7 protein-coding genes are annotated in these 12,370 nt (G+C 73.5%); 1 reads left to right on the forward strand and 6 read right to left on the reverse strand.

Features of this window, described 5'->3' with window-relative positions:
- Positions 1-108: 108 nt before the first annotated feature.
- From ABH937_RS36170 to ABH937_RS36195, 6 genes are all read right to left on the reverse strand, one after another.
- Positions 109-6,369 (reverse strand): SDR family NAD(P)-dependent oxidoreductase, encoded by a 6,261-nt coding sequence (locus ABH937_RS36170; protein WP_370220676.1) that lies wholly within the window; start codon positions 6,367-6,369, stop codon positions 109-111.
- A 78-nt stretch (positions 6,370-6,447) separates the two neighbouring features.
- Positions 6,448-7,701 (reverse strand): FAD-dependent monooxygenase, encoded by a 1,254-nt coding sequence (locus tag ABH937_RS36175; protein ID WP_370220677.1) that lies wholly within the window; start codon positions 7,699-7,701, stop codon positions 6,448-6,450.
- Positions 7,698-8,459, reverse strand: a complete 762-nt coding sequence (locus ABH937_RS36180; protein ID WP_280692581.1) for a 2-oxo acid dehydrogenase subunit E2 — start codon at positions 8,457-8,459, stop codon at positions 7,698-7,700. Before ABH937_RS36180 ends, ABH937_RS36175 begins: the two co-directional genes overlap by 4 nt.
- Complete coding sequence (locus tag ABH937_RS36185; protein WP_280692580.1) at positions 8,456-8,710, reverse strand: acyl carrier protein; 255 nt, start codon at positions 8,708-8,710, stop codon at positions 8,456-8,458. The genes ABH937_RS36180 and ABH937_RS36185 overlap by 4 nt, the downstream gene beginning before the upstream one ends.
- Positions 8,700-10,589, reverse strand: coding sequence for an HAD-IIIC family phosphatase (locus ABH937_RS36190; protein WP_370220678.1), 1,890 nt, complete (start codon positions 10,587-10,589; stop codon positions 8,700-8,702). Before ABH937_RS36190 ends, ABH937_RS36185 begins: the two co-directional genes overlap by 11 nt.
- Positions 10,579-11,646: a 3-oxoacyl-ACP synthase III family protein gene (locus ABH937_RS36195; protein WP_280692576.1), complete on the reverse strand. Its 1,068-nt coding sequence runs from the start codon at positions 11,644-11,646 to the stop codon at positions 10,579-10,581. The genes ABH937_RS36190 and ABH937_RS36195 overlap by 11 nt, the downstream gene beginning before the upstream one ends.
- A 214-nt stretch (positions 11,647-11,860) precedes the next feature.
- Here ABH937_RS36195 and ABH937_RS36200 point away from each other — a divergent pair, with 214 nt between their 5' ends.
- A complete protein-coding gene (locus ABH937_RS36200) occupies positions 11,861-12,331 on the forward strand; it encodes a hypothetical protein (protein ID WP_370220679.1) in 471 nt (156 codons plus the stop codon).
- Positions 12,332-12,370: the final 39 nt, after the last annotated feature.

Consider the following 12,370-nt stretch of genomic DNA (forward strand, 5'->3'; position numbering starts at 1 on the left):
TGTGGCGGGTTCCCTCTTGGCTTTCCCCCGCCCGGGTCCCGGGACTTTACCCCGCCCCGGGGGGGGGGCGCCCCCCCGGGTGAGCCGGGCGGGCGCACCGACCCTCGCTCAGGCCGTGGCCGCCTCGGTGGCCTCGCCGGCCTCGGGGGCCAGCCGCTCGCTCAGCACCTCGGACAGGGCCCGGGAGTTCCCGTAGGTCCACAGCAGGGTGGGCGAGAGCTTGAGGCCGAAGGCGGCCTCCAACCGGTTGCGCAGTTCCAGACCCATCAGGGAGTCCAGGCCGAGCGCCTTGAAGGGGGTCTCACGATCGATCGCCTTGGGGTCCAACCGCAGCACCCGGCCCGCCAGTTCGCGGACCTTCTGCTCCACCAGCACGGGGCGGTCGGTGGCCGCGGCGGCCAGCAGGGTGGTGCGGAACTCGCTGCCGCCACCGGCCCCGCCGCCCTGCTGGGAGGTCTGGCGCAGCACCTGCCAGCTCTTCAGCGCGGCGGTGTCGGGGTAGGCGTCGAACCACTGCCGCAGGTTCAGCGGAACGTAGCCGACCACCTCCTCGCCCTGTTCCAGGAACCGGACCAGGGCCGGCCAGGCCTCCTCGGCGGTGAAGCCCGCCATGCCGCGCTCGGCGAGCCGGGCACCACGGTTCTCGTCCTGGGCGGCCAGGCCGATCCCCTCGAACGGCCCCCACTGCACGCTCAGCGCGGGCAGCCCGCGCCGGCGCCGGGCGGTGGCCAGCGCGTCCTGGTAGGAGTTGCCGGCCGCGTAGGCCGCCTGGCCGGCGTTGCCGATCAGGGTGGCCGCGGAGGAGAAGAGCACGAAGAGGTCCAGCGGGTCGCTCGCGGTGGCCGCGTCCAGGTTGCGGGCGCCGTCCACCTTGGGGGCCAGCACCCGGGTCAGCTGATCGGCCGTCAGGTTCAGCACGGTGGCGTCGTCCAGCAGCCCGGCGGCGTGGAACACCCCGCGCAGCGGCGGGAGTTCGGACCGCACCCGGGCCAACGCGGCGGCCAGCGAGGCCGGGTCGGCCACGTCGGCGGCGTACGCGGTGACCCGCACGCCGCGCTCGCGCAGCGCCGCCAGCCGCTGCTCGGCCTCGGCGCTCGGGGCGGAGCGGCCGAGCAGGGCGAGCGCGCCGGCGCCGTGGTCGGCCAGGTACTCGGCCAGCGAGAGGCCGAGCGCGCCGAGCCCGCCGCTGAGCAGGTAGCTGGCGTCGGCCCGGAAGCTGCCGCCCGGCAGCGGCTCGGGAGCCACCGCCGTCACCGTGCTCGGGTCGCAGAGCACGAACTTGCCGATGTGGCTGCCCTTGGACATCTCCCGCAGCGCCTCCGCCGCGTCCGCGAAGGAGTAGGTGTTGACCGGCAGTTCGCCCACCGGACCGGCCGCGATCAGGTCCCAGATCTCGGTGAGGAGCCGGGCGAACCTGGCGGGCCTGCGGTCCATCAGGCCGGCCAGGTCGACCGCCGCCAGCGAGATGCCCTTGCGGAAGGCGTCCAGGCTGATCGTCCGGCCGCTGTAGATGTCCTTCTTGCCGACCTCGATGAACCGGCCGTCCTCGGCCAGCACCTCCAGACCCAGCGTGATCGCCGCGCCGGTCAGCGAGTTGAGCACCACGTCCACGCCGCGCCCGCCAGTGGCGGCCAGCGTCTGCTCGGCCCAGGACAGGTCGCGGGAGTCGAAGACGTCCGCGATGCCCAGCTCGCGCAGGTACTGCCGCTTGGCCTCGCTGCCCGCGGTGGCGATCACCCGGGCGCCGCGCGCCTGGGCGATCTTGACGGCCGCCAGGCCCAGGCCGCCGGTGGCGGAGTGGATCAGCACGCTCTCGCCCGGCTCCAGTGCCGCCAGGCCGTCCAGCGCGTACCAGGCGGTGGCCATCACCAGCGGCAGCGCGGCCGCGGCCGCGTCGCTCAGGTGGTCCGGGATCGGCCGGGTGTGCTCGGCGCGGACCGTCACGTAGGAGGCGATCGAGCCGAACGAGCAGGCCACCACCCGGTCCCCGACCGCGAGTGCGGTGACGCCCTCGCCGAGCGCGGTGACGGTTCCCGCGCACTCGCCGCCGAGCAGGTCGGCGCCGGCCGAGGAGTCGGGGTAGGTGCCCATCGCCTTCATCACGTCGATGAAGTTGAGCGCCGTCGCGCTGACCGCGATCTCGATCTCACCGGCCGCCGGCGCCCGTCGGGTGAGCGGCTTGTAGACCAGGCCGTCCCAGAAGCCGGGTCGCTCGGGCACCAGCCGGAACGGTTCGGCGGGCCGTTGCCAGGGGGCCGCCACCCGATCCTGGTCGGCCTCGTCCGTGCCGCGCAGCAGCCGGGCGACGTGCCGCTCCCCGGCCCGCAGCGCGACCTGGTCCTCGCCCTCGTCGGCGAGCAGTTCGGCGGCCAGTTCGGCGGCTGCCGGTCCATTGATCTGAGCATCCGTCAGATCAATGACCTGCGGCCGCAGTTCGGGATGCTCGCGGCGCAGCACCCGGGTGAAGCCCCAGTACAGCGCGGCGCCCGGGTCGACCTGGTCGGTGTCGGTGACGGCCTGCGCGTGCCGGGTGAGCACGGTCAGCCGCGGCGGGGTGGCCAGCGTGCCGGCGGCCCGGACCAGCGCGGCCAGCGCGAGCAGGCCGGTGCGCTGCAGCTGGAGATCGGCGCCGTCGGGCGCGCTGAAGACCAGCTCGGTCGGCACCGGGCCGTCCTTCAGCAGCCTGGTCCAGGCGGCCTGGTCGGTGGCGTCGGCCCCGGTCGCACGCACCGAGCGGGCGCCGGCTCCGGCCGCGCCGAGGGCGGCGGCCAGCGGCGCGGCGAGGCCCTCGGCGAGCTCGCCGACCAGCCAACTGCCGCTGCTGACCGGCTCGGCCGCGTTGGCCTGGGCCCGGAACCGCAGCCGGTGCACCCGCTCCGCGGCCTCGTCCGCCGGCCCGTCGGTGGCCAGCCGCTGCAGCCGCAGCCCCTCCAGGGTGGCCAGCGGCTGCCGGTCGCCGTCGTAGAGGTACAGGTCGACGATGTCCGCCTCGCGGCGCACCGCGTACGACCAGAGCCCGAGCACCGGCTCGGTCAGCTCCTGGTGCAGGTGGATCCGGTCCACCCCGACCGGCACGACCGCGTCGGCGCCCTCGTTCAGCGCCAGCGAGACCTGCAACGCCGCGTCCCAGAGCGCCGGGTGCAGGGTGTGCGCCCGGGCGCCGGCAACGCAGCGCTCCGGCAGCCGGACCTCGCCGAGCGCGCGGCCGTCCAGCACCCGCACCCCGGCCAGGCCCTGGAAGGCCGCGCCGTAGTTGAGCCCGCGCGCCGCGCAGGCGGCGTAGAACTCCTCGGCGCTGCCCGGCTCTTCGGCCAGCAGCGGCTCCGGGAAGGCGACGGTGGGGGCATCGGCACGGCGCTGGGTGGTGAGCCGGGCGCTCGCGTGCTCGGTCCAGCCGGTGGCGCCGGCGGGCAGCGAGAGCAGCGTGAAGCTGCCGCCCTCGGTGACGTCGTCGCGCCACAGCACGCTCAGTCTGGCGGCCTCGTCGGTCAGCGTCAGGTCGCTCTTGAAGGCGAAGCCGGTGACCAGCCCGGGGACGGCGCCGGTGCGGGCGTGTGCGGTGGCCAGCGCGAAGGACATCATCGCGGCGCCGGGCACCACCACGGCCTCGTGCACCTGGTGGTCGCGCAGCCAGGGCTGGTCGGCCAGCGCCAGCTCGATGCCGCCCTGCCAGCTGTCCTGCTCGCTGGCCAGCGGGGTGAGCGCGAACTCCAGACCGCCCTGCGCCGAACCGCGCCGGCGGCCCTCGGCGACCCAGAACCGCTCGCGCTGCCACGGGTAGCCGGGCACCGCGACCAGCGCGTCGGCGGGCTGCCGGACGAACGGGCGCAGGCCGTTGACGTAGCCGCGGGCGAAGGCGAGCTGCAGGTCGGCCCGGCTGCCCTGCTCGCGGCGGAGCGTGGTGAGCACGGCCGGCGGCTCGGTGCGCAGCGCGGCCAGTTGCTCGATGGCGGGGGCCAGGATCGGGTGCGGGCTGATCTCCACCACGTGCGTGACGCCGTCGTCGAAGAGCTTGCCCATCGCGTCGGCGAAGAGCACCGGGCGGCGCAGGTTCTCCACCCAGTAGGTGGTGTCCATCTCGGGCCCGGCCAGCGCCTGGACCTGCACGGTGGACATCAGGCCGATCGCACCGAGTCTGGGCCGCACGTCGGCCAGCGCGCTCTGCAGGTCCGCGCGCAGCTCGTCCATCTGCGGACTGTGCGAGGCGTAGTCGACGTTGACCAGGCGGCAGAAGGTGCCCTCGGCCTCGAGGATCTCCTTGAGGGTGAGCACCGCGTCGATGTCGCCGGAGAGCACGCAGGAGGACGGGCCGTTGTTGACGGCGAGCGAGACCTGCTCCTCGAAGCCCTCCAGGGCCGCCCGGGCGCCGGCCACGTCCAGGTCGACGGCGAGCATCCGGCCCTTGCCCGAGGTGCGCCGGGCGATCGCGCTGCGCCGGGCCATCACCAGCGCCGCGTCCTCGTAGGAGAGGATCCCGGCCAGCGTCGCGGCGGTGACCTCACCCTGGCTGTGCCCGATCACCACGTCCGGCTCGACGCCCGCCGCGCGCCAGCGCTCGGCCAGGCCCAGCGACATCGCCCAGAGCGCGGGCTGCAGCATGTCGATCCGGCTCAGCCACTCCTCGCCGGCCGCGCCCGCCACGATGGCCGGCAGGTCCCACTCGAAGTGCGGGCGCAGCGCCTCGGCGCAGCGGTCGATCACCTTGGTGAAGACCGGGTCCTGGCCGTAGAGTTCGCGGCCCATGCCGGACCACTGCGAGCCCTGACCGGGGAAGACGAAGACGGTCTTGCCGAGCGTGCGGGCCCGCCCGGTGACCAGCGCGGGGATCTCGTCGGCGGGGTCGGCGGCGTAGCGGGCCAGGCTCTCGGCGAGCGCGGCGCCGTCCGCGCCGACGGCGGCGAGGCGGACCGGGAAGTGGTCGCGCCGGCTGCCCAGGGTGGCGGCGACGTCGCGCGGTGCCCCGTCCGCGAGGACCGAAGCCAGCTCCTCGGCCCGCTGGCGCAGCGCGTCCTCCTGCTGCGCGGAGAGCGGCAGCAGCAGCGGCCCGTCCTGCTCCTGGGGCTCGGCGGCGGCCGGCTCGGGGGCGGTGCGCAGCACCACGTGCGCGTTGGTGCCGCCCCAGCCGAAGGAGTTGACGCCCAGGTAGACGTCGCCCTCGGCGGGTAGCTCCAGCGGCTCGCGGACCACCTGGAGGTTGAGCGTCTCGAAGTCGATGTCGGGGTTGAGCTGCTCGGAGTGCAGGCTCGGCGGCACCATCCGGTGCTTGAGCGAGAGCACCCCCTTGACCAGGCCGACCATGCCCGCCGCGGCCTCCAGGTGGCCGATGTTGGTCTTGGCCGAGCCGATGCCCAGCGGGCCGAGCGCCCGGTCGCGGCGCTGGGCGAGCACCGTGCCGATGCCGGCCGCCTCGACCGGGTCGCCGCGCAGCGTACCGGTGCCGTGCGCCTCGATGTAGGAGAGCTTGTCGAGCGGGATGTCCGAGTCCTCGTAGACCTGGCGCAGCAGGTCCACCTGGCCGGCCGGGTTGGGGGTGACCAGGCTGTCGCCGCCCGCGTCGTTGTTGACGGCGGTGCGCACGATCACGCCGTGCACCCGGTCCCCGTCGGCCAGTGCCCGGTCCAGGCGCTTGAGGTAGAGGGCGACCACGCCCTCGCCGCGCACGAAGCCGTCCGCGGCGGCGCCGAACGCGTGGCAGCGCCCGGCCTTGGAGAGCCCGCCGAAGTGGGTCAGGCCGATCGAGACGTCGGGGGCCATGATCAGGTTGACGCCGGCCACCACCGCGCCCTCGATCTCACCTGAGCGCAGTGCCTGCCCCGCCAGGTGCAGCGCGACCAGCGAGGAGGAGCAGCCGGTCTCCACCGCGAGGCTGGGGCCCTTGAGCTTGAGGAAGTAGGAGAGCCGGGCGGCGATCACGTCCAGCGCGTTGCCGACGATGCTGTGCTGGGTGGCACCGGCCCCGCGCTCCTTGCGCAGGATCTCGTAGTCGTGCCAGCTGGCGCCCACGTAGACGCCGGTGCGCGACTCGCGCAGCTCCTCGGCGGGGCGCCCGGCGTCCTCCAGCGCGCGCCAGCCGGCCTCCAGGACCAGGCGCTGCTGCGGGTCCATGTCCTCGGCCTCGCGCGGCGAGATGCCGAAGAAGGTCGGGTCGAACTGGTCCAGGCCCTCCAGGAATCCGCCGACGGCCTGGACGGTCTTTTCGGGGTCGAGCTGCGCCGTGGCGTCCCAGCGGTCGGCGGGGACCGGCCGGATGGCGTCGGTGCGCTCGCTGAGCACCCGCCAGAAGCTGTCCACGTCGGGCGCGCCAGGCAGGCGGGCCGACATGCCGACGATGGCGATCAGCTGCTCGGGGTCGTGGGTGTCTTCAGGCATCTCGGTCAACCTCAAGTCAGTGAAGGGGAAAGGATTCCTGGGGGCGCCACGGCGAACTGACTGTCTGTCAGGGCCGGTTCAGGCGGCGGCGCGGACGGCGCTCTCGGACGCGCCGGTGCGCAGGTCCACCGGGTCGATCGGGTGCGGGGCGTTGATCACCTTCCCGAAGACCCGGTACTTGATCGGCAGCGCGTTCAGCGCGCTGTACCGGGCCCGGCGGGCCCGGACGGCGAACGGGGTCTGGGCGCCCAGCGCCGCCTCCTGGATCCGCTGGTAGCGGGTGACCTGCGCCTTGTGCGCCTTGCGGTCCGCCACGAAGGCGTCGAACTCGGCCGCCTGGAGCTGCTGGTGGGACTTCTTCAGGGCGCCGGCGATCACCGGGGCCACGCAGACCACGTCCTGGATCGCGAGGTTGACCCCCTGGCCGAGGATCGGGGTGACGGTGTGCGAGGCGTCGCCGATCAGCACCAGGCCGTCGCGCGCCCACTGGTCCAGCTCCGCGGTGAAGATCTCCAGGAAGCTGGTGTCGTCGAAGGAGGTGAGGAACTCGTGCAGCAGCGGCCGCAGTCGCGGGTCGATCGCGGCGATGCCGTTGCGGAAGGCGTCGAAGCCCTCCTTGCGCACGTCGCCGAGCCCGCGCTTGGGCAGGTTGTGCCCGATCCGCAGGAAGTCCGGGAAGGTCGGCAGCACCACCAGGTGCTTGTCCTGGTTGACCACCAGCTGGGCCTGGTTGCCCCAGTCGGCCGGGCGCGGCAGCTTGAAGGAGAGGAAGTCGCGGCCCATCGGGGTGATGGTGGCCTCCAGCCCCGCGGCCTTGCGGACCTTGGAGAAGCGCCCGTCCGCGCCGACCACCAGGCGCGAGCGGACCTCCACCCGGGAGCCGTCGGAGCACTTGAGCACCGCGCCCAGGATCTGGCCGCCCTGCTCGATCAGGCCGGTGCAGTTGGTGCTGGCGGCGTAGTGGTAGGTCGGCTCGGCCCGGGCGGCCTGCTGGAAGATGCCGATCAGCGCGGGCTGCGGAATGTCGATCGGCAGCGCCCCGATCGGGAACTTCGCGTAGTCGATGGTGAAGACCTGGCGGCCCTCCATCCGCATCGTCACCGAGCTGGTCTCCAGGTAGCCGTGCGCCTTCAGCGCGGCGTCGAAGCCGAGCCGGCGCAGCGTCACGGCGGACGGCGCGGCCAGCGTCTCGCCACGGAAGTCGCGCTCCAGGCTGCTCTGCTTCTCCACGTGCAGCACCTCGATGCCGCGCCGGGCCAGCAGGCAGCCCAGCAGGGCGCCGGCCGGTCCGCCGCCGACGATCAGCACATCCACAGTGGTCGGGACGGTCATGGCATCTCCCAGTGCTCGAGCTTGTCCTTGGTGCGGGCGAGGAGTTCCGCGGCCAGCGCACCGTCGAGGATGCGGTGGTCGAAGGTGAGCGAGAGGGTCAGGACGGGCGCGGCGACGATCTGCCCGTCGCGCACCACCGGGGTGTCGACGATCCGGCCGACCCCGAAGCCGAGCGAGCCGGTGATCATCGGCAGGATCGACCGGACCGGCTCGTGGCCGACCGAGGTGACCGAGAAGACGCCGCCCAGCTCGGTGCGCCGGCGCGGGTCCCGGGTGGCCAGCCGGTAGGCGAGCCAGGCCAGCGGCACCGGCAACTTCGCCACCCGCAGCACGTTGCGGAACGGGCCCTCGGGGTCGGTGACTTCGGCGTCCTTGTAGGCGTCCAGCTCGGTCTGCACCTCCAGCACCGAGCGCTGCTGCGCGGACTTGACGATGCCGGAGACCACACAGCGGGTGCCGTCCACCGTCTTGTCGAAGAGCACCTTGGCGTGCACCTCGTCCAGCACCGCCAGCTTCGGGCGCCCGGTGGAGCCGGTGAGCACCGAGCGGGCCGGCGGGCAGTCGGCGATCACGTCGGCGCCGGCCTTGACCACGAAGCTCGCGTAGCTGAGCTTGCCGCCACAGGCCGTGCGGGCCGCCTTGAGCCGGCTCGCGTCCACGTCCGCCACCAGGTGCACGTGGCAGGTGTTCCGGGCGTCGCGCAGGAAGGTGTAGGTGCCGCGCCGGGCGGCGGGGAACGCCGTGGTCACGGCAGTCACCGCGCCACCTGGACATCGGCCACCAGGGCCGAGAGGTCGGCCAGCAGCTCGGCCTTCATGAACCGGTCGTAGTCCACCGACTCGCCCAGCTCGCGCTCCAGGTAGACCAGCACCCGCAGGGCGTTCACCGAGTCCCACTCCTCGATGTCGGCCAGCGGCTGGTCCATCGCCAGGCCCTCCTCGTCGAGGTCCAGCAGCTGGGCCACGACTTCCTTGACCACCTGGTCGGACGACAGCTGATCAGCTGACACGGAATGCCTCCTCGGGCTGGTTGATGCGGATCCACCTGGGGAGTTCGGACAGCTCCCGCAGGTCGTGGCGGAAGGCGCCGGGCTCCGTCTCGGTGAACCCGGCGGCGGCGTAGAAGCCGGCGAACTGGCCGTTCTTCGCGGTCCTCGTGTAGCTCGCCCGGACCGCAGGGGCACCCTCGGCCCGGGCCGCCCGCAGCACCAGGCCGAGGATCGCGTCCTCCACCTCGCGGGAGAAGACCCGGCAGCTGAGCACGAAGTTCTCCACGACCCGGGCGCCGTCGGCGTCCCGGCCGAGCGCGAGGGCGGCGATCAGACCGTTGTCGCCGAAGCGGTCGGTCAGCCGGGCGGCGAAGAAGTCGGCCACCGCGCCCTCCACCTCGTCGAGCCCGAAGCGGACCCCGGTCAGGTTGAACTGGTTGGTCTTGCCGAAGAGTTGGGCGATCCGCACGGCGTTGAGCGGGTTCACCGGCTCGATCGTCAGCTCGGACTCCAGGCTCTCCAGATACTCCGTCAGACTGCTTGCCGCACCTGCCAGTTCGGCCCGGGCGGCACGCGAGCGGTAGAGCTCGGTGCGGCTGCGGTCCTCGGCGGTCAGGCTCAGCACGTTGAAGTCGCCCCGGGCCGCCAGCGCGCTCGCGTAGCCGGCCGGGTCGGCGGGCAGCGCGACCGTGGCCACCTGCGGCAGCAACTCGGCCATCAGGCCGCGCTCCACCGGGTTGTCGTCCACGAAGACCATCGCGTCCACGCCGATGTTCAGCTGCTCGGCCATCCGCCGCACGTTGTCCGGCTTGGGGTTCCAGTTCGCCGCGAAGGCCACGAAGTCGGCCGGGCTCAGCACCATCTCGGGATGCGTGGCGACCGCCTCGCGGGCGATCACCTCCTCGTTCTTCGAGGCGACCGCGAGCATCACCCCCTGCGCCATCAAGTCCTTGGCCAGCAGCTGGAGTTCGCGGTGCGCCGAGCCGGGGAACGCGCCGCCGAGCTTGAGCCCGGCCACCGAGTCGTCACCGACCACGCCGCCCCACAGGGTGTTGTCCAGGTCGAGCACCAGGCACTTGGCCGCCCGTCCGAGCGCGGCCCGCACCACCTTGGCCAGCTCGCCCGCGTAGCCGGCCAGGAACTCCGGCGCGTACACCTGCCCGGCCACGTGCCGCATCCGGTCGGCGGCGAAGAGCCGGCCGGACCGTTCGGCCACCGAGGCCAGGTCGAGCACCACCACGGACTCGTGCCGCTCGGCCAGCGCCAGCAACTCGGCGTTCAGCCGGTACCAGGCCGCGGTCAGCCGCGCCTTGCCGCGGTAGTCCACGAAACGGTCCCGGGTGAGCGGGCCGAGCGGCACGGTGGCCAGCACCACCAGCCCGCCCAGGGCCTGCTGGGTGGCCGTCAGCCACTGCTCGACCTCGCCGGGGAAGTCGGCGCAGCGCTGCTCGATCTCGGCCAGGTCCAGGCGTTGCTGCACGCCCTCGAAGACCGCGGCCTCGTCCAGCAGCAGCGCGCTGAGCTGCGGGCGCAGCTCCTTCAGGGTCGGCGCGCCGGAGAGGATCTCGAAGCGCCACTGGTTGAAGCCGGTGGTGCGGATCTCCGGCAGCACCCCGGCGCCGACCAGGCAGGCGGTCAGCAGCGGCGCCAGCGCGTCCAGCGTGGAGCTGCCGAGCAGCGCCAGGCGGTAGCCGGTGAAGCCACCTGCCGCCGCCAGCTGCTCGCGCTGGGCCGGCCCGGACAGCAGGCTGCCCGCGGCCTCCAGGTCCAGCGGCTCGCCGGCCGCCAGCAGCTCACCGAGCAACTGCCGCACCCGGCCCGCCGAGTCGGTCAACCCCGCGCGCTTGAGCGCGCGCAGCTCGGCGACCGGGGAGCGGTGCGCACGCGGTTCAGCGGACATCACCGGCCGCCTCCCGCCGGTAGCGCAGGGCCAGCCCGGAGACCGTCCACTTGGAGGACTCGATGGTGGTGACCAGCACCCGGTCCCGCTCGCCGCCGCCCTCCTCGATCCGCCGCAGCGCCCGGTGGAGCTGGATGAACGGCAGCGCGTTGCCGTTGTTGCCGGTGTCCGCCACGCAGGAGACGGCCTGCTCGGGCCGCACCCCCATGAACTCCCGGATCCGGTCCGCCATCACGCCGTTCAGCTGCGGGGTGAGGATGTGCTCGACCTCGGCGACCGGCCAGCCGGTGAGCGCGGCCAGCTCCTGCAGCACGCCCGCGGCCAGGCCCGGCACGTGCTCCTCGATCGCCTTGTAGTCCTCCTCGCCCATCGGCTCGCGGATCTCCTTGCCGTTCGCCGCGGTGATCATCGGCGCGCCGTCGGCGCCGTACCAGCGCACCAGCTGGGCGGGCTTGCGGCCCTTGCCGACGGTGCGCAGCACCAGCTGGTCGACCAGCAGGCCGGGCCCGTCCATCGAGGCGTCGACCACGGCCGCGCCCGCGCCGTCGCCGAAGAGCGCGAAGTTGGCCAGCTCGGCGGGGCTGATCCGCTTGAGGTCGCGGTTGGCGGGCCAGAGCTTGACCACGCTGTCCGCGCCGATCACCAGGCCGCGCCGGTGCCCCGAGGCGAGCATCGCGCGCGCGGTGTAGAGGCCCTGCAGCGCGCCCGCGCAGCCGGAGGTGAGCTGGAAGGTGGGCAGGTCGTTGAGGCCGAGCCGGTCGGCGACCAGGTTCACGGTGGCCGGCATCAAGTGGTCGGGGGAACCGGTGGTCAGGATCAGGAAGTCGATCGAGGACAGCTCGGCGCCGGCCGCCGCCAGCGCCCGCTCGCCGGCCAGGGTCGCCAGGTCGCCGGTGTTCTTCGGCTCGCCGTCCGCGCTGTCCGGCTCGCAGAAGTACCGGCTGCGGTTGCCGGTCATCCGGTCCAGCCACTTCTCGTGCAGGCCGAAACGTTCCGCCATGTCCCGGTTCGTGACCGGCTCGCCCGGGAGCACCTCACTGAGGCCGATGATTCTCAAGGGATCAGATCCTTGTCTCGCGTCCGTGGGTTGCGCGATCCGAGGCGGTGCCGGCATCAGCCGCTACGCCCGGTCCAGTTACGTTCGAACGTAGGTTTCGTGACTTGTGAGGCACTTGAATACGGCTCCACGGCGGCTGAGGCCCGGCCCAGGAGCTCGGGAGGACTCCGGCGCTATCCTGAAGACGGCACGGCCCTGAGCGAAGGGCACGAGAATGCGCGTCGGAATCACCGGGTACCAAGGCCTCTCCGACCTGACCGAAATGCTGGTGCGCGGCGAGCTGTGGCGGCTGGTGACCACCTACGGGCCGTACGAGCTGGTCGGCGTCACCGCGCTGCGCCCGGGCCCCGAGACCTGGTTCGCGCAGGCGGTGCGCGAGCACGGCGGCAAGGTGGAGATCGTCGTCCCGGCCAGCGGTGGCGCGCTGCCGCGGCAGGGGGCCGCCGGCGAGATCGTCCGCGAGGCCACCGCCGTGCACCGGCTGGCGGCCACCTCGGCCGGCGGCCTCGGCGACGACCTGGGCCGGGCCCTGGTCGGCATGATCGACGAGCTGATCGCGGTCTGGGACGGCAGCCCGGGCGGCGAGCCGGCCGAGGTGGCCGCACTGACCCGGGCGGCCGGGCTCTGGGTGCACGAGATCTGGCCGGCCGGCAGCGAGCGGCCCCCTACTGGCGGACCCTCTTAGCCAGGACCCCCGGTTGCCAGGCCCGCGCAGCCTGCGAAC

The organism is Kitasatospora sp. GAS1066B, assembly GCF_041262605.1.
Classification (GTDB): domain Bacteria; phylum Actinomycetota; class Actinomycetes; order Streptomycetales; family Streptomycetaceae; genus Kitasatospora.

What these genes read in the sequence shown, in the direction of transcription:
- ABH937_RS36170 (WP_370220676.1), bottom strand. Translation starts at nt 6,369, where the DNA reads ATGCCTGAAGACACCCACGACCCCGAGCAGCTGATCGCCATCGTCGGC.
- ABH937_RS36175 (WP_370220677.1), bottom strand. Translation starts at nt 7,701, where the DNA reads ATGACCGTCCCGACCACTGTGGATGTGCTGATCGTCGGCGGCGGACCG.
- ABH937_RS36190 (WP_370220678.1), bottom strand. Translation starts at nt 10,589, where the DNA reads ATGTCCGCTGAACCGCGTGCGCACCGCTCCCCGGTCGCCGAGCTGCGC.
- ABH937_RS36200 (WP_370220679.1), top strand. Translation starts at nt 11,861, where the DNA reads ATGCGCGTCGGAATCACCGGGTACCAAGGCCTCTCCGACCTGACCGAA.